This window comes from Clostridium sp. DL-VIII (assembly GCF_000230835.1).
In the GTDB taxonomy this organism is placed as follows: Bacteria; Bacillota; Clostridia; order Clostridiales; family Clostridiaceae; genus Clostridium.
The window spans coordinates 2,815,449-2,833,901 of record NZ_CM001240.1 but is presented as its reverse complement, the minus strand read 5'-3'; the positions used below and the strand labels follow the sequence as shown (position 1 = coordinate 2,833,901).

14 protein-coding genes and 1 pseudogene are annotated in these 18,453 nt (G+C 28.4%); all 15 read right to left on the bottom strand.

Going from position 1 to position 18,453, the window contains the following annotated elements:
* Positions 1-114: 114 nt before the first annotated feature.
* Positions 115-2,757 (bottom strand): family 78 glycoside hydrolase catalytic domain, encoded by a 2,643-nt coding sequence (locus CDLVIII_RS12955; RefSeq protein ID WP_009169885.1) that lies wholly within the window; start codon positions 2,755-2,757, stop codon positions 115-117.
* Between the two features lie 186 nt (positions 2,758-2,943).
* Positions 2,944-4,227, bottom strand: coding sequence for a PTS transporter subunit EIIC (locus tag CDLVIII_RS12950; RefSeq protein WP_009169884.1), 1,284 nt, complete (start codon positions 4,225-4,227; stop codon positions 2,944-2,946).
* Between the two features lie 124 nt (positions 4,228-4,351).
* Positions 4,352-4,666, bottom strand: coding sequence for a PTS lactose/cellobiose transporter subunit IIA (locus tag CDLVIII_RS12945; RefSeq protein ID WP_009169883.1), 315 nt, complete (start codon positions 4,664-4,666; stop codon positions 4,352-4,354).
* Entirely contained in the window at positions 4,667-4,972 is a 306-nt protein-coding gene (locus tag CDLVIII_RS12940) for a PTS sugar transporter subunit IIB (RefSeq protein WP_009169882.1), read from the bottom strand.
* A gap of 225 nt (positions 4,973-5,197) precedes the next feature.
* The gene (locus tag CDLVIII_RS12935; RefSeq protein WP_009169881.1) at positions 5,198-6,262 is read right to left on the bottom strand and encodes a galactose ABC transporter substrate-binding protein; all 1,065 of its coding nucleotides are present in this window, start codon (positions 6,260-6,262) and stop codon (positions 5,198-5,200) included.
* Between the two features lie 433 nt (positions 6,263-6,695).
* Positions 6,696-7,592 (bottom strand): annotated as a pseudogene (locus CDLVIII_RS12930) (substrate-binding domain-containing protein).
* 371 nt (positions 7,593-7,963) lie between these two features.
* Complete coding sequence (locus CDLVIII_RS12925; RefSeq protein ID WP_009169880.1) at positions 7,964-8,269, bottom strand: PTS sugar transporter subunit IIB; 306 nt, start codon at positions 8,267-8,269, stop codon at positions 7,964-7,966.
* A gap of 21 nt (positions 8,270-8,290) precedes the next feature.
* Positions 8,291-10,249 carry a BglG family transcription antiterminator gene (locus tag CDLVIII_RS12920; RefSeq protein WP_009169879.1) on the bottom strand — a complete coding sequence of 653 codons (1,959 nt, stop codon included), beginning with the start codon at positions 10,247-10,249 and terminating at the stop codon, positions 8,291-8,293.
* A 218-nt stretch (positions 10,250-10,467) separates the two neighbouring features.
* The gene (locus tag CDLVIII_RS31265; protein ID WP_186005569.1) at positions 10,468-11,373 is read right to left on the bottom strand and encodes a cytidylate kinase family protein; all 906 of its coding nucleotides are present in this window, start codon (positions 11,371-11,373) and stop codon (positions 10,468-10,470) included.
* Positions 11,360-11,776, bottom strand: coding sequence for a DUF6198 family protein (locus CDLVIII_RS29305; RefSeq protein ID WP_186005568.1), 417 nt, complete (start codon positions 11,774-11,776; stop codon positions 11,360-11,362). Before CDLVIII_RS29305 ends, CDLVIII_RS31265 begins: the two co-directional genes overlap by 14 nt.
* Before the next feature lie 870 nt (positions 11,777-12,646).
* A complete protein-coding gene (locus CDLVIII_RS12910; protein WP_009169877.1) occupies positions 12,647-14,008 on the bottom strand; it encodes a glycoside hydrolase family 1 protein in 1,362 nt (453 codons plus the stop codon).
* Positions 14,009-14,111: 103 nt separating this feature from the next.
* Positions 14,112-15,968: a beta-glucoside-specific PTS transporter subunit IIABC gene (locus tag CDLVIII_RS12905; RefSeq protein ID WP_009169876.1), complete on the bottom strand. Its 1,857-nt coding sequence runs from the start codon at positions 15,966-15,968 to the stop codon at positions 14,112-14,114.
* A gap of 234 nt (positions 15,969-16,202) precedes the next feature.
* A complete protein-coding gene (locus tag CDLVIII_RS31260) occupies positions 16,203-16,367 on the bottom strand; it encodes a hypothetical protein (protein WP_186005567.1) in 165 nt (54 codons plus the stop codon).
* 875 nt (positions 16,368-17,242) lie between these two features.
* A complete protein-coding gene (rpiB, locus tag CDLVIII_RS12900) occupies positions 17,243-17,689 on the bottom strand; it encodes a ribose 5-phosphate isomerase B (RefSeq protein ID WP_009169875.1) in 447 nt (148 codons plus the stop codon).
* A 29-nt stretch (positions 17,690-17,718) separates the two neighbouring features.
* Positions 17,719-18,369, bottom strand: coding sequence for a ribulose-phosphate 3-epimerase (locus CDLVIII_RS12895; RefSeq protein WP_009169874.1), 651 nt, complete (start codon positions 18,367-18,369; stop codon positions 17,719-17,721).
* Positions 18,370-18,453: the final 84 nt, after the last annotated feature.

The following is an 18,453-nucleotide window of genomic DNA, read 5'->3' as shown; positions in this document are numbered from 1 at the left end:
CTCTTTTATTTCATTAACTTTACATGAGCATTTCCCTTCTCAAACTTATATATTTACAAAAGCTTAAGATATTTTCCTTAACAGAATAGAAATGAAGAAATCAAAAATACATACTTATTCCCCTAATCTTAGCTTAAGTTCACCATTGCAAAGGGATATGTCAATATAAAGAAAATTTTCATCTTCTTTTTCAATTTTAAATTCTTGCAAAAAACTCTTATATTTTTTATCTAAAATTAATAGGCATGACCTCAAATTGCTGGGTATTTGAATATGCACTAAAATGCCTTCTTTGTCTTTTATCCAATTGCTTACTACATCACCTTTTACAGACTTATATCTACACTGAACATAATCAAGCTCCACTTCAAAATATGGTTTAATGAATATGTTGTTTGCTCCATACGAATCTTTTGAAATGTTTATTCCAGCTAATCCTTCATAAAACCATTGTATATACGAACTATACATTGCGTGATTATCTGACCCAGGTTCTCCATAAATAAAATACTCACTTAAAGTGCTTTGATTTCTCTTAAGCATACTATAAAAAGTATTTTCTCCCTTATTATTGATCCATTTATAAACAACATCTTGGTAATTATATTTATTTAAAACTTCATAGGTCATAAACATTCCAAAAATTCCACAAGTTATATAATAATCATTGTTTATTATTTTATCCGCCAATTCCTTTACAAGCTTTTCAGGTTCCTCATCTAAATTAAAATACAATGCAAATGCATAACTTGTTTGACTTTTATCTGCATAAGTACCATCATCATTCTTATATATACTAATGATTGATTTTTTTACTTCTTCTGTTTTAGTTCTGTATTTTAGGTAATCTTCTTCATTTCCTATTATTTTTGCAAATTCAGATAGCAAGTGTATATGATAATAATAGAAACAACTTGCTGTAAGCCCTAGTGCTGGAGACACTTTTCTATTATCAACTTCAACTCCATCCACACTCCCCCAGTCACCTAAGCAGCATTTTGATAAATACTCAAGACCAAGACTAATTAAATAGTCTACCTGTTTTTTTACATACTTATATTCACTTTCTATAATTCTTGTATTACCATAATACTCATACATTTTTTTAATTATATAGGAATATACCAATTGCCATCCGAGTGGACCGGCTCCATCTCCTGGTCCATTACTTTTTATCCCCATATATGGTGCTGTTTCTGTAATTCCACCATTTTCTCTTATGTCATACCTAAAATCTTTTATTACTTTTTCATATAAATTTTCTGTGTCAAACATAAACATTTGAGAAGCAGCTAAGCATACTACGTCTCCGCCATATCCAAATCTCTCTCTTGCACAGTCTTCAAAAAGTGAATGTATATTATTTAATTTTGCATTTCTTGCTACATCATATAATTTATTAAATAATTCATTTGAACATTTAAAGAAACCAGCTTCTTCTAATTTTGCATGGACATATATAGCTTTGATATCACTAATATTCTCCATTGCTATCCCGCTAACTTCAACATATCTAAAAGAATGATAGGTAAATTTGTTAACATAATGAGTTTCACCATCATTTAAAATACATATATCTCTTTGGTCAGCAATTTTAAGTGCTCCTGGCCCACCTGGTATTTGAAAATTGCCAAAAAATCTTCCAACAAACCCTGCTAGAGTTGAAATTACGTTTACTGTTTCATCTGAATTTAAGTTTTCTCCATATATTAATTCTACTTTTTGTCCAGCTTTCCCAATAAATTTAACATCAATAAATCCTTCTATCGTTTCTCCAAAATCTATTAATATATTTTGTTTTTTATTTATGCTGACATTTTTCGCATCAACAATTTTACTTTTTTCACTCTTTTCAATAAAGCTGGCATTTAATTTTCCATCTGGAGATGTAGTTAATACTGCATTTTCCCATGTTATATCTATAGAATTTATATGATTCCAAGTTTCATTAACTAATCTTGAGTCCAATCTTTCGCCTAAATATATATTATTAAAAAGATACGGCCCCTTAGCTACTTCCCACGATTCATCTGTTGATATGATTATCTTTTCATCAGAATTTGTGTTTATCTTTAAATCTGCAATTAATTTAGGTTCGCCTGTATCTAATACATCTCTAAGATTATATTTCCCAAATAATTTTAATGGTGCTGGATTATACCATCCATTTCCTAATTCAACTGAAATTACATTGTCACCTAGATTTAAATACTTGCTAACTTCATAAACATCATAGTAAACGCATTTAGAATATTTTGTCCAATCGGTGTTCAATTCGGCTTTTCCGATTTTTGTTCCATTTAAATACACATTATAATATCCTAATCCAACAATATATAAAAAAGCTTCCTTTATTTCATCATTTACATTAAACTTCTTTCTTATTAAGCAATTTCTATTATCCTTATAATAATCACTTTCATTTTCTAATTTTTCTCCATTTGATATCCATTTACCAATAAAATCTCCAAAAATCGCTGTTCTAAACTTTGCACTCCTAATACAATTGTCAGATTCGCTCCATAATCTTATTATCACTTTATATTCTGTTTCAGGTTCTAACTGCAGATCTTTTAAATGAATTACATTATCAGCCGAATTTACTTTTTGACTTTGGTGAATATTAACATCTTCTTTGCATACTACAATTTCATAATCTGTTTGTTTTATATCTGAAATCCAACTTATTATTAACGAATTAGAATCTACATTTATGCATGAATCCTGATAATTAACTCTAATATTATTTATTTTCATATTTTACAAACTCCTTTTGATAATTCCTAAATGCTAAGTACTTTTTTTAACCAGTTATTAGCTAGTTCAGGCCACATCGCAATTCCTTTATCAGGTAGTTTCTGTTTCTTTTTTATTACTTCTAACTCTTGCACCTTTAGGAATTTCCTCCATCATATTAAATGTTGATAGCAATTCCATCTAAAATTATGATATTTCTACTTCTGCATTTTTTTCATCAGCTACAGCCATTCTATCTGCAAGTTTAAAGAATATATACCAGCAAGCAAATCTAACTACTAATGATACTGCTTGGAACGCTGCAATTTTCCAACTACCTTGCATAAATCCAGAAATAATTACTGGTGTACCTGTTGGTGTACCTACTCCTCCTACATGCGGAAGAATTCCAATAACTGTCAAGAAATAAGCTAATCCTACTATAATAGCATTTACAAATATATAAGGCACCGCAAATATGAAATTCATTACTAAAGGAACACCGTAAGCCATAGGTTCTCCAATTGTAAATATTGCTGGTACAAAAGCAACTTTTCCTAATGTTTTATATCGTGCACTTTTTGCCATGAAAGCTAACATAAATGCTAACGGTAATAAATCTGCTGCTGTATAAGTCCAAAAGAATGCCATACCAGTAATATTAGGTAATGATTGACCTGATGAAAATGCGGCAAGTTGTTGAACATCCATTGCTGCCCATATTGGTTGAACTACACCAATAACAATTGCTGAACCATGAAGTCCAAGGAACCATAACGCTTCAACTATAATAGTTACTATAATAACAGACCAAACTCCTGATCCCAATGAAGTTAATGGTGCTTGTAAGAACTTATAAATAAGTGCATGTATGCTTCCATAACTAGTCATACTAAGTAATGCTGATATTATTGAAAACATAGTAAGTATTATAATACCTGGGACTAAACTTGAAAATGATTTAGAAATAAATTCCGGAACACTGTCAGGCATTTTTATAATTAATCCCTTTTTAGTAATTGCAACAAACAATCTTGCAGTTATAAATGCGACTATTATTCCTGTAAACATTCCTTGAGCACCTAACCACTCATTTGGAATAAAGAAACTTTGTCCAAGTGGTCCCATATCGCCAAGATTGTAAGGTGTAAGAATGAAGAATGCAATCATTGATAACATTCCTGCTGGGAATGCATCGACTTCAAAACTTCCAGCTAAAGCATATGCTACTGCAAATGCAACAAGTACTGCCATAAAATTATTTGTAAAATTTATTGGTACATCAAAATATTTTGCGAGCCCATGACTAGTAAGAAAAGTTTGATAAGCCGGTATTGGAAACACCTTAATCAATGTAGCAAACGAACTCATTATTGTTGCCGGTAATACTAACATCATACCTTTCATTACTGCTTGTATATATTTATTTTGTCCAATCACCGTAGTTATTGGCTGTATTTTCTCTTGAACCTTTTCTAAATTTATAGCCATTTAAATTCCTCCTAATATAATATTATTAGTATTTTTTAAGTAATTTTATATCTTATAATTAAGATAACCTTTTCATGTTATCCGATTCATATGGGAACATAGGTCCCATATGATAAATCAGATTTTACTTAGAGCATGTATTTCTATATACATCAATAAACTCTTGTGCAATAATTTTAAATGCATCTGCACTCATAAGTTGATCTTCTGCATGCATCAACATCAATGTTGGTACAACTGGATTTCCATTTGCCTCTTGTTGAATCAATTCAGAATGTGCATGATGTCCTTCTATAAAAATCTTTGAACCTTCCTCAATAAGAGCATCAGCCTTTTCAAAATTACCTTTTTTAGCCTCTCTAATTGCCTCAATATAATTACTTCTTGCTTCTCCTACTGAAGATATTATTTTGAAACTTATTAATTCTATTCCTTCCATTTATTTATCTCCTAACACTTCTTTTGCTCTATTTATAACTTTTCCACCATCCATCATTCCATATACCATCATATCAATAACTTCTACTGGAACTGGATTTACTTTTTCTTTAACTTCACTTAACATATATTTAACTTGGGGCCCTAAAAACACGATATCTGCACTTTGTGCTACATTTGCAGCCTCTGCTGCTGCATATGCATTAATTTCACATTCATAATTAATCTTTTCAGCTGCCTGCCTCATTTTAGTTACTAAAGCACTTGTAGACATTCCTGCATTACATAATAATACTATTTTTCTCATTACAATTACCTCTTTCTACTATTATTTATTATCTTTGTTGCTTTATATTTTTATTATAAAGTAGGCTCAATTACATGTTAACTTAATAAAATGCCACAAAACTGTGGCATTTTATTAGATGTTAATCCTAAATTCCTATAAAAATAGAGAATTCTAGCACTTTATTCGATTTTCTTTATTATTTAATTTACATTTTTCTTCTTAAATACAATAAGTTTCAAGTTATTACATATCCCCTTTATGCACATATTCCTGATAGTTTAATGGAATTTCAACTAGTCCATTTACAACTTTATAATTTGTGTTTTCTATAGGATTTTCCTTATTAATTAAATTCAGTCTAACTTTGTAAAGTCCTTCGGCTAAAGCTTTGGAATCTTGAATAATTGTTCCAGTCATAATTCCTTTGTCAATTAACTCCCTTGCTTCTGGTATTGCATCAATTCCAAATACTAATATATATTTTGATTTATCTCCTGTATTATATCCATACTTTTGAAGTGCCTCAATTGCACCAATTGCCATAGCATCATTATTGGCAATTATTGCTTCAATTCGACCATTATATTTAAGAAATAGATTATGTATAGCACCTCTTGCTAATTCTTTAAACCAATTAGCATTTATATGAGCAAGTTCCTCTATCTTTATCCCTGCATTATTAATTGTTGACACTGGAAGCTTTGTTCTTTCTTCTGCAACTGGATTTTCAGCTTCGCCTTCTAACATAACATACTGCAATATATTATCAAAATTTTTATCTATAACGTTCTTATGTGAATTCCACTCATTCACAATAATTTTCCCTTGTTCAATACCTGCATTTTTTGTATCAGCAGGCCCTACAAAAGCTAACTTATCATAATCTTTAGAAAGACTTGGTATTTCTGTAGGGGAAGCCTCCATTATAATTATTGGAACATTCTTTTCTTTAACTTTTAAAATATAATCTTTTATTACACCTGCTTTGTTATCAGCTGAATTTAATATAATCAAATCAATATTACTTTTTAATACTGAATCCAAGGTTTGATTTTGTATAGCTATATTATTTTTTCCATCATAAAAAGTGAATCTCACTTTATCTCTATTTTGAATCTCCTGTAAACTTTGCATAAGCTGTTCCATAAACGAGTCATCAAAGCTATATAATAATACTGCTACATTGAATATTTTTTGATTATTGGATATATCATCACTTACATCCGCATTAACTTTCGTATTAATTATTAATGATAAAATCATTGCCACTACCACGCCTAGTGTAGTTATTTTTACAAACACTTTCATTATTCCACTTCTCCATCTAAAAATTATTCAATTTTACAGTATTAGATTTATCACTAAACCTAAAATTTATTCTTCTATAATTTTCAATAATTAAATTTCTTTTCTATCTGTCTAAAAATAATATAGGCAAATTGAGTATTTCTTTTTCTGCCTAATCTTGCTAATATAAGGACTGTAGAAATATTATCCAAAGCACCTCTTAAAGCATATTTAACTTATGGAACAAGTAATACTCAATCAAGTTCTATCTGTATATTTTGGTAATTCGAATAAAACCTATAGATGATACTATATAGTTCAAATAATCATTTACATTGAAATTCAATTAACAGTAAACTACTATAAAAGTAAGAAAGTTCACAGCTAACACTTTATTTGATTCTCTTTATTATTTAATTTACATTTTTCTTCTTATATAATAAGTTTTAAGTTATTACATATCACCTTTATGCACATATTCCTGATAATTTATTGGAATCTCAATTAATCCATTAACAACTTTATAATCGGTGTTTTCTATAGGATTTTCCTTATTAACTAAATTCATTCCAACTTTGTAACTCCCTTCGGATATGGCTTTTTGATCTTGAATAACTGTTCCAATCATAATTCCTTTGTCGACTAACTCTCTTGCCTCAGGTAATGCATCAATTCCAACTACTGATATATATTTTGATTTATCACCTGTATTATATCCATACTTTTGAAGTGCTTCAATTGCACCAATTGCCATAGCATCATTATTAGCAATTATTGCTTCAATTCTACCATTATATTTGAAAAATAAATTACTTATAGCTTCTCTGGCCAATTCTTTAAACTAATTAGCATTCACACGTGCAAGTTCTTCTGTTTTTATTCCTGCAGCTTTAATTGTCGATATAAAAAACTTTGTTCTTTCATTTGCTATTGGATTTCCAGCTTCACCTTCTAACAAAATATATTGCAATATATTATCAGAATTTTTATCTATCGTATTCTTATTAGTAATCCATTCATCTACAACAATCTCTCCTTGTTTGATACCTGCATCTTTTATATTGGAAGTACCTACAAAAGCCACTCTATCATATTCCTTAGAAATATTTAATATTGAAGTAGTGGGTGCTTCTAATATAATTACTGGTACATTTTTAAGCTTAATTTTTAAAATAAAATCTTTTATTACAGTTTCGTTTGTACCTACTAAAAGTAGTATAAATAAATCAACATCATTTTTAAGTAAAGAATCTAATGTTTCTCTTTGTGTTTCTATATTATTTTTGCCATCATAAAAGGTAAATTGTATTTTGTCTTTATTTTGATTTTGAATTTCCTGAAAATTTTGCATAAATTGTATCATAGATGGATCTTCAAAACTATATAACAATACTGCTGCATTAACTATCTTCCTATTATTAAATGTATAAAGATTTACATTTGTCTTAATTGTAGTGCCACTTATTAATAATAAACTCACTAATGCTACCATGCTTAATGTAGTTATTCTTGTAAATACTTTCATTCTTTTACTTCCTCGCCTATAAAATCAATATATTTTATAGTATTAGATTTATCATTAAGCAAAAATATATTCTATAATGATTACAATAATTTTTAAACAGTTAACTTCTTAGTCTACTTTCCTAAAAATAAAATAGTAGATTAAGCATTTCTTTTTATACCTAACCTACAACTTATAACTGACATTCGTAAATTTTGTCAATCTCTATGCCATTCTATTATAATATTTAAAATTTTTTTAACATTCATAATTCCATAATCACTTTCCTTAATGAGAATCGTAGGAATATTATAAACTTTACTCATTTCAGAAACATCCTTTAAAGCATATTTTACTTGAGGTGCAAGTAGCACAAAATTAGATTTATCTATATATTTTGATAACTCAAATATTCCTATAGAAGCCACTGTGTAATTTAGCTCTTGTTCTTTTATCTCTTTTCTTAATGCCTTAACAAATATACTTGATGACATTCCTTGAGAACAGCAAAGTATTATTCGCATATAAATCCTCCTTTGCATTTATTATTTAAATAAATTATCAATTGTATTTTCTTTTTCTTTAAGCGCCATTTCTTTTACAATCTTTTTTACTGTATTTAAAGTTGGTTCTTTTTCTAATTTAAGCATAGCTTTTTTATTAAACACTAAGGAAGATATGCTTTCATTAAAAAGACTAAGCGATTCTTTACTCTCCATTTTAGTACTAATTAAAAATACAAATTTAACCTGCTGCTTATCCCATTTTATTGGTTTCTCTAGTATACCTATTGCTACAAAAGTTGTATTTGTTATGGGCTTAATCGGATGGGGTAATGCAATATTATTACCAAACTCAGTAGGTGCCATATCTTCTCTTTGAATTACAGACTTATAAAAATCTTCAGGTATGTCCACTACTTTGCACATCTTCTCGCACATGTTTTTAATTATTTCTTCCTTTGTACTTCCTTTTAGATTTTTAAAAAACAACTCATCTTTAAAGTAGTCATTTACGAAAGAATATTCATTATCTGTTTCTGTAAATATATTACTTACAAGTTCAACATCTTCTTCTTCTAAAAAATATTGTACATTCATAATTGGAATTTGAGTCTTAAACAATATTGGAACAGTAGATATTATATAATCATATTTACTTTGATCTATTTCTAATAGCTCATACACCCTGGCTACCTTTATCTCATTAATATAACTTTTAAATTTCCGCTTTAATTTATATAATAAAATTTGTGAACTTCCAGCTCCACTTGCACATACAACAATTATGTTTTTACTCTTCATTTTTTCATTATGACGTTCTAATGCTAAAGCAAAGTGTAATGCAATATAACCAATTTCATTAACATTCACATCATAATTCTTTGTTTCCTTTATTACACTTCCAACATAAAGTGATATTTCAAAAGCTAGTTGATTTTCATTTTTTATTTTACTAATTAATGGATTTTCAATGTAAAGCCCATATTTTAACCGATTCATCATTGGTTGAAAGTGTAATGCTAAAAATTTAAACAATTCAAAATCTTGCGAAAAATCTAACCGAAAATTTTGTTTTATCTGTTTAAAGATATAATTTAATAATTCCTGAGTTTCTTCGCTAATTAACAAAGTTTCATTGTTATATTGAATCGATTTTTTACCTAATAAATGAATTGTAATATAATATATTTCTTTTTTAGGGAACTTTACTTTAAACTCTTTTTCTAATTTCTTTACAAGTAAGCAAGCTATCTTAAATTCTTTCTCATTTTCTAAATTTCTATAAATATCTTCTATTGTCTCATCTCCTGTTAATTTTCCTATTCTCATTAATAAAATCATTATATGTATAACAAGATTTTCAAATCCTATATCAGTTAATGTAAACTTGTTTTCAGTAATAGTATCATATAACAATTTTTTAATAATTCCTTTATTTTCTTTTTTTCCTTCACTTATTATGACATCATCATATGAATCTGTATAAAAATAATATTTGGAAATACATGCTCGTTTATTAAATTCTTCCCCAATAATCTTCATTCCATAATTAGGTCTATTTTCTATATCTAAATGATAATATTGCAGCCTTTCTCTAACTTCTTTTAAATCATTCGTTATAGTTGAACGGCTGACAAAAAGTTTTTCTTCCAATTCTTCTATTTTTATATATTTATCTATACTCAATAATAACTTTATTAAGTAATTAATCCTCTCTTCAGGATATACTGGTATCAAAGATTGACCATGTGTCTCTTTTTTTATAAGCTCTTGTATAAATCTATAGTATAAGTCTTGATCAAAAATCTCAAATTGATATCCTACACCTGGTTTTGAAACTAATGTAACTCCATTTTCCAAAAATATGGATTTATATTTCTTCAAATCATTTCGTAATGTTCTTGGTGCAATATCTAATTGTTCACATATTTCTTCACTTTTCATTAGAGTTTTGCTATTCGAAAGTAATTTAAACAATTTCAAAAAACGTTTGTCATTCATATATTTGCCCCCACTTCCTTATAGGTATATTATATATTATAATTTTTACTCTTTCATCTTATTCTAAATCAATATTTTGCCACAATGATGCGGCAAAATATTGTAATGCTATAAAATAAAAATATTCTCATCAAATAATTTTAACGTTTTTTACATACATCCATAACAGCTAATCCAAATATATTATTTGACTATAATCAAGGAAGACTTTGTTCATACTATACCCATATATTTTGCATTTTTTCCTTAATAGCTTCTTCAATTAATTTAACTGTTTTATCTATTCCAAGAACTCCACTATTAATTGTTAAATCATAATTTTTAACATCCCCTAGTTTACGTTCTGCATATATATGATAATAGATTTCTCTCGCCCTATCTTTTTTATGTAAAGTTTCCTCAACATCTTTTTTAGAAATTCCATATTCATATTGAATACGCTCCATTCTAATCGCTTTATCTGCATGAATAAATACGTGAAAACTACGAGGAAAATCTGCTAATATTGCATCTGAACAATGCCCCATAATGACACACGATTTTATATTAGCTAACTTTGTAATAACCTTCTTGTCTACTTCATAGATAGCATCTAAAGGTGCTTTTTCTTTTTTCAAAAATGCATATCCTTGAGAATAAATTTTATTTAGTAACGAATTAGATATAACTTGATCATTTTTTTGAATAAATTCTTCAGAGAATTCTGTTTCTTTAGCCTCTTCTTTTATTAATTGTGTATCATAAAAAGAAATTCTTAAATCATCAGCTATTTTTTTACCAATTTCATGTCCCCCACTTCCATATTCACGACTAATAATAATTATTAAATTATCCTCTGCTTTTTTTACAATATTAATAATTTCACTTATATTTGTAGTAGCAAGCTCTCCTTTAACTATATTATCCATAAAAGCTAAATGCTTATCTATAAAACGAACAATTGTACCTACTAACAACGCAGCTATAACAGTTCCTTCTCTTACCCCATTTAGTTTTTGGAAAAGAACAAAAGAACAAATGCAACTACAAATAACAAGTGTGGCATCAAAACAAACCTTTAGTTTTCCGAAGTCTTTTTTTGTAACAATTGCAATAGCATTAACAACACCCTCACCAGCCATCATAACAACATCTGCAGTAACTTATACTTACTCCAAGTGCAAGAACTATACAGCTGAATATAAACAATCCAAACTGTTCAATATAGCTTGTCATATTTATCCACGAGAATAAACTCATTGTCAAATCGGTAAAGTAACTAAATATAACAGCTACTACAATTTGAAGTAATTGAATAATTTTATATTGTTTTCTTAATAAAATAATTTGAAAAGCGATAAGAAATAGGTTCATTATAAAAGTAAATTGTCCAATTGTAAGTGGTAATCCTAAACTCAAAACATACGGTATTGATGAAATAGGTGATGTTCCTAAATTTGATCTAGTTGATAGCGAGACCCCAACCGCCATCATAAATAATCCTACAATGAAAAATAAATATCTTTTAACTGTTTCTCTGACTGGCATATTATAAGTTCACTTCATTCAATTTCTTAATAATTGTACATATAAAAGAGACGTACTCGTGATCCACAAAATAATCTATGAGTAATGCTTATTTTATGGCTGCTTATTTAAATTCAGCAATTGATGCACTTACTAAAATCTATAATGTTCTATATTGTCCGTCGATATCGGTATTCCTTTTAATAAATTCTGAACTCTAATTCATAACTGCTTTGTTTATCTCTCAATACTGTTTACTGTTGATTTAATATAATTTAAATTCTCTGTCGACATAGCAACTTCATCTGCGATGAGTTCAGCATTTACAGCACCAACATTTTCTTTCAATCATGTCAATTGACTTTGGATCACCTCACTTTTTAGAAAATTCTTTTTCCAAAATTAGCCTACTACTTAGAGTCTACTATCAGTCAAGATTTTTTTATTTTCCGGCGCCTAAAATGAAAAACTAATTTCGTGATTGCAAGAGTAATTTCATCTTACACAAAGTTAGTTAAGTATTACAAATTTAAGATGTAAAATAATATTAATTTTGATCCTCCCATATAAAAATCTATATATAACAATATAAGCTAGATTTACAATATCTAATATAATTAATCTAACTCTAAAATAGCGTTTAATATATTTATTTTATTTGTTTGACGTCTAGTCTGATTCCTGTTCCTTCACTATTATAATCTATTCTCCGTATATAAGATCAAAGCTATTCACTACAATTTCGTGATGAATAACTTTAACAGGAAATTTACCAAGAAAAAAATGGATACTTAAATCTCTTTCATTTAAGTATCCATTTTACTTTCATATTCTTTTACCACCGATAACAAATATTGTTTTTAGTACTTTATCTACCATCTAATAAGAAATTTATAGATTTTTTAAATCTTCTCCATTTGATGATATAACTTTTTTATACCAATAAAAACTTTTTTTCTTTCTACGTTTAAAGCTATTATTCTTATCTATATGAACAAAACCATAACGTTTTTCAAAACCTTCTCTTGTGGAATATAAGTCTGTAGCAGACCATGTTAAATAACCAATTATTTCAACACCTTCTTCTACCGCCTCTCTCATTCTTTCAATATGCTTTGCAAGATACTCAATTCTGTAATCATCATTAATTGCTCCATCTTCTTCTAATACATCTCTGTGACCTAGTCCATTTTCAAGAATCAGAATAGGCAATTGATATCTATGATATATATCCATTAAAAAATGCTTGAACCCATATGGATCAATGTTCCATCCCCATTCATTCGCTTCACAATAAGGATTTTTGCCTTTCAATCCATTCATAGGCTTATCATCTTTTAAAGTTTCTGCACTCACAACACTGCACATATAATAAGTTGTTGATAAAAAGTCTGGTTCAGAACTAGAAATAATATCCAAATCACCATCTAATACTACGTTTGATATATCATATTCTTTTACATTATTTAAGTATCTTTTTGTGTATGTTTTTCTAAAATATACATCAGCAAAATTATAGCACACTTTATATTTAAGTTTATCACAAGCTTCAACATCAACAGGGTTACATGTTGCTGGATATAAACAAGATGTTCCTACATTCCCTCCTGTTTTTGCTTCTGAATCAATTTCATGAATTAATTTTGTTGCCTGGGCATAAGCGAGATTAAAATGATGCTCTAATTGAAATATTTCCAAGTGATTTTTTGCTTTATAACCAGTCATATACTCACTATCTAAATTAAGAAAATTTTGTTCGTTAAATGGAACCCAAAATTTTACTCTTCCTTTAAATCTTGTAACCACAGTTTTAACATAATTAAGATAATCATCAATGCATTTTCTTGACATCCATCCATTATATTCTTTTAATAAGTTAAGTGGTAAATCATATGCATATAGTGTAACTACAGGAGCTATATTATATTTTTCTAATTCACTTAACATTTCTTCATAAAATTTTATACCTTCTTCATTTAGTTCCTTATCATTTCCATTAGGAAAAATACGTGACCAAGCTATTGTAAAACGGTATATTGAAAAGCCCATTTCACCATATAAGGCTATATCCTCTTTCATATGATGATAATGATCTGCTGCAATTTTAAATTCATCAAAGTTTGCATCTTCAGGCATATCTGGAATTTCACGAACGTCCGCTATGCTTAATCCCTTACCGCCTTCATTCCATCCTCCTTCAAATTGTTGTGCATTTGTAGAACTTCCCCATAAAATTTTTTTTTTAAAACTCATAATTTTCCTCCTTTTAATAAGGCTAATTGCAACTAACCCTCATTTATTATTAACTATTTATAAATTAATTTTCAATAATTAACTTTATATATCTATAAACTGATTATTTAATTAAAAATATAAGTTGCTCCCCAACTTTAGTAGATTTTTCATTAGATATTTTTAAATCACTAAAAGCATAATTATTTGTAACTACTATTGGTGTTGTTATATCAAAGCCTTCTTCTTTAATTTCATTAACATCAAATTCTATAAGTAAATCCCCTTTTTTCACTTTATCTCCAGTTTTGACTTTTACATTGAAGTATTTTCCATTTAAGCTCACAGTATCAAATCCTATATGAATAAGTATTTCTGCTCCATTTGCTGTAGTTAAACCTAAAGCATGGCCAGTTGGAAATGCTGCAGCTATAGTTCCATCTACTGGTGAATATAATCTGCCATTTTCCGGAATAATTGCTATTCCTTTTCCTAAACTTTCACTTGCAAAAGCTTTATCAGATACATCTTTTAAATTTACAATCTTGCCATTTAGAGGACTTGATATTTCTAAGTCATCCTCAACAACTTCATCTGCTTTATTATCTGCCACTACATTATTATTAAGCATTGCATCGCTATACCCAAACAAATACGTAACAACTGCAGATAAGAAATATGCAATGAGTGACGCTATTACTAATCCCATAAATCCTTTTCCTAAAAATGCAGGGAATGTTAATATTCCTAATATTACCAAACCGCCTGCCGAAGCTCCTGATGCAGCTACAATTGCGCCAGCTATTGCAGCTGAAATACTTGCAATTACAAATGGTTTTTTATATTTTAAGGTTACTCCATAAAGCGCAGGTTCTGTTATACCAAATAGACCTGTAATTGCTGCAGAACCTGCAATTGTCTTTACCTTTGGATCTTTTGTCTTTAAAAATACTCCAAGAGCTGCTCCTGCTTGTGATAAATTTGATGGTCCAAGCATAGCCAGCATTGTGTCTCTTCCATAAAGAGCCATATTATTCATAGCAACAGGCACAAGTCCCCAATGGACACCAAACACAGTTAATGATTGCCAAAATCCACCTATTAATATTCCAGCTAGAATTGGACTAAAGTTATAAATTGTGCTATATCCACTTCCAAGTATTTTACCTATATATGTTCCAAGCGGTCCAATCACTAAAAATGTTAATGGTGTAATAACTGCTAAACATAAGGTTGGAGTAATAAAATTCTTTATAGCTTCTGGTAAAACTTTGTTTGAAAATTTTTCAAATTTAGATAATATGTATACTGCTAATATTATAGGTATAACAGTCGATGTATAACTCATTAATACAACTGGAATACCTAAAAATGTAATATCAGTTTTATTAGCTATTAGTGTTGATATACTTGGATAAATCAATGCTCCAGCTATTGTAACAGCAATAAATTGATTAGCTCCAAATTTTTTAGCTGCTGTAAATGCTAAAATCATTGGCAAAAAGTTAAATACACTATCTGCTGCTGAATATAATATTATATATGTTCCGCTAGTATCGGTAAGCCATCCCATAGTTGTACATAACATCAATATTCCTTTTAAAATACCTGAGCCACACAAAGCAAACAACATAGGCGAAAATATAGATGAAACAGTATCTATAGCTGTATTTAAAATTCCTGATTTTTCTTTTAATCCACTCTCATCTTCATTTAATAAATCTAATTTTACACCTGCCACATCTCCAATTGTTTTATATACATCTGCTACAGAGTTACCAATAACCACTTGAAATTGTCCTCCGCTTTCTACTACACTTACGACCCCTTCAAGATTTTCAATAACTTCTTTATTTGCCTTCGACTTGTCTTTCAATTTAAATCTCAATCTTGTTGCACAGTGAACTAATGAAATAACATTAGTCTCTCCACCTACATTTTTAACAATTTCTTTTGCTAATTTAGTATAATCTTTAGCCATTTTAAATTCCTCCTAAAAATTCAATAGATAATTCCAAAAACATATATTAAAAATAATTTTATAAACGTTTACTTTTGTTATAACTAAAATCAAAGGGAACTTATACTATTCACTAAATTACTTTTAATCTACTTTAATTTCAATCATATTGCCTGCCAATTAATCCTTGCTGTACTGCCATTTTTATTTTTCCACTTGAGATGAATGCTATCAATCATTTGTTTTTTTAATTAATTATACACTCTCAGTATTTTCAGTTGTTAAATTAGTTCCTTTTAAAATCAAAGCTGTTGTCATAAAATCATCTTTATTAACTTTACATGAAGCATAATAATAAAAAGTTTTTCCATACAGTTTAGCCTTTTTTTTAATATAATATTTCAGCTTTACTTGAGTCATATGTATTATTTGCCATATCTTGAAGCTTCTCAATGATTAAAATACAATCTATAACTACAATAGTTACTTCAATGCCTTGATGATATTCTACATTAGTTAAGCTTTTATTTTGACCTGCACATGGCCTACTTAAATTTCCATAGCTCCATAAATACAGTCTCTTACTTTTTTATCACTTTAAAATTTTCCATTTGTTCTACACTTGCAGAATAAAAATTTCTTTCTTTAAAGTATCCCTGAATTATCTTCTGCATATTTAGTTAATTCAGAAAAATCAATCCAATTTAGCACTTTTCCATACTGAATTAATATCTTTTAATAATGCCCAAAACTAAATACATAATGTTTAGATGACATATTTTTAAATTTATGATTAATTAATTGCAACATTAACACAAATGATTTTTCAATTTATCCAAGAAAAAATTATACGTATTCTTTTAATCAAATATGTATTTCAATTTTGGGCACATATTATAATAACTTTTTTTGATAAAACAATGATGAATTAGGTTAATACTTAAAATATATTGCCAAAGTTAACTACTTTTAATGCCTCTTTGATTTGTAATAAAATTGTCTTCTCACTAAAATATTTCATTTCCATCTATAACAATAAGCTTACACATCCCCCCCCTTAAATTATATATTTCAGTAGTAAACTTTAATTTTATTATAATAACTCTAATATCCCTTCCACAAACTAAAATATTACACCTTATAGAGTGACATAATTTATATTAATTTTTATCACTTATAAATTTTTTGACACTTTCGAAATTTTAACTTATATAAAAAATTAATGAGTTAAACAAGGTATATATCTCAATATTAGGTATATATAAGTTATCACTTGCGTAAATTATAATCTATTTTTATTTTTGTCTCTCTTCTATTTCTTTTATAATTTCTAACCTTTTTGCATGTCTATTACCTTCATAAGAAGCACTTAACCATGAATTAATTATCATTTTAGCAAGTTCACTTCCAACAACACGAGCACCAAACGCCAATATATTACTGTTATTATGCTGCTTAGATAACATTGCTGAATACGGTTCACTACAAACAACTGCTCTTATTCCATTTACTTTGTTGGCCGCAATAGAGATTCCAACACCGGTTCCACAAATTAAAATTCCACAATTAACCTCTCCCTTAACAACTGCATTTGCAACTGCTTCTCCGTAAATCGGATAATCTGTTCTTTCTTCATTATGATGTCCAAAATCTATTACCTCATGACCTAATGTTCTTAAGTATTCTACAACTTCTAGTTTTAATGCATAAGCTACATGATCATTTCCTATTCCTATTTTCATATCTATTCCTCCAAATCAACTTTCTTCTACTAGTTATTTTTCAATTTTTTTATTATAGTTTCATAGTTTTCTTCTTTTCTAAATAAAGCTGAAGTTCCAAGTATAAAACCATCTACTCCTAATTCTGATAGCTCATCGATTTTTTGTGGAGAAATTGCTCCATCTACCATGATTTTAAATTCGAATTCTGATTTTAAATCAATAAGTTTTTTAATTTTGTTATTTACAAATCCTAAATATTTTTGTCCTGCAAATCCTGGATTTACAGTCATAACCATTACATAATCAACTAATGGTAATAATTCTTCAATCGTCTCCATTGAAGTACCTGGATTTATTGCTATTCCTGAAAATTTATTCTTTCCTTTTATTTTTCCAAGCGCTCTAGCTGGATGCTTGTCCGCTTCTGGATGAATGTAAATTATATCTACTCCTAAATCAGCAAATAATTCAACATAATTCCCCGGATTTTCAATCATTAAATGAGCATCTACTAACTTTTTAGTATTTTTTCTTATGCACTCAACATCCTGAGTTCCCATACCAAAGTTAGGTACGAAACTCCCATCCATTATATCTATATGAAAAATGTCAGTTCCTGCTAAATCTAACTTTACTACTTCTCCTTTTAATGAATCATAGTTCGCGCACATCATTGATGGACAAATTATTCTGTTCATAATTTAATATCCCCCTTAATTATCATTAAAGTAAATCGATTACTCAATTACATTTACTTTCAATTTGCATTATTACTACGAATA

Excerpts from the sequence above, each read along its gene's own strand:
- CDLVIII_RS12920 (WP_009169879.1), bottom strand. The coding sequence starts at position 10,249 with ATGAATGACAAACGTTTTTTGAAATTGTTTAAATTACTTTCGAATAGC.
- CDLVIII_RS29305 (WP_186005568.1), bottom strand. The coding sequence starts at position 11,776 with ATGCCAGTCAGAGAAACAGTTAAAAGATATTTATTTTTCATTGTAGGA.
- CDLVIII_RS12955 (WP_009169885.1), bottom strand. The coding sequence starts at position 2,757 with ATGAAAATAAATAATATTAGAGTTAATTATCAGGATTCATGCATAAAT.
- CDLVIII_RS12905 (WP_009169876.1), bottom strand. The coding sequence starts at position 15,968 with ATGGCTAAAGATTATACTAAATTAGCAAAAGAAATTGTTAAAAATGTA.
- CDLVIII_RS31260 (WP_186005567.1), bottom strand. The coding sequence starts at position 16,367 with ATGACTCAAGTAAAGCTGAAATATTATATTAAAAAAAAGGCTAAACTG.
- CDLVIII_RS12925 (WP_009169880.1), bottom strand. The coding sequence starts at position 8,269 with ATGCGAATAATACTTTGCTGTTCTCAAGGAATGTCATCAAGTATATTT.
- CDLVIII_RS12950 (WP_009169884.1), bottom strand. The coding sequence starts at position 4,227 with ATGGCTATAAATTTAGAAAAGGTTCAAGAGAAAATACAGCCAATAACT.
- CDLVIII_RS12895 (WP_009169874.1), bottom strand. The coding sequence starts at position 18,369 with ATGAACAGAATAATTTGTCCATCAATGATGTGCGCGAACTATGATTCA.
- CDLVIII_RS12940 (WP_009169882.1), bottom strand. The coding sequence starts at position 4,972 with ATGAGAAAAATAGTATTATTATGTAATGCAGGAATGTCTACAAGTGCT.
- rpiB (WP_009169875.1), bottom strand. The coding sequence starts at position 17,689 with ATGAAAATAGGAATAGGAAATGATCATGTAGCTTATGCATTAAAACTA.
- CDLVIII_RS12945 (WP_009169883.1), bottom strand. The coding sequence starts at position 4,666 with ATGGAAGGAATAGAATTAATAAGTTTCAAAATAATATCTTCAGTAGGA.
- CDLVIII_RS12935 (WP_009169881.1), bottom strand. The coding sequence starts at position 6,262 with ATGAAAGTGTTTGTAAAAATAACTACACTAGGCGTGGTAGTGGCAATG.
- CDLVIII_RS12910 (WP_009169877.1), bottom strand. The coding sequence starts at position 14,008 with ATGAGTTTTAAAAAAAAAATTTTATGGGGAAGTTCTACAAATGCACAA.
- CDLVIII_RS31265 (WP_186005569.1), bottom strand. The coding sequence starts at position 11,373 with ATGATGGCTGGTGAGGGTGTTGTTAATGCTATTGCAATTGTTACAAAA.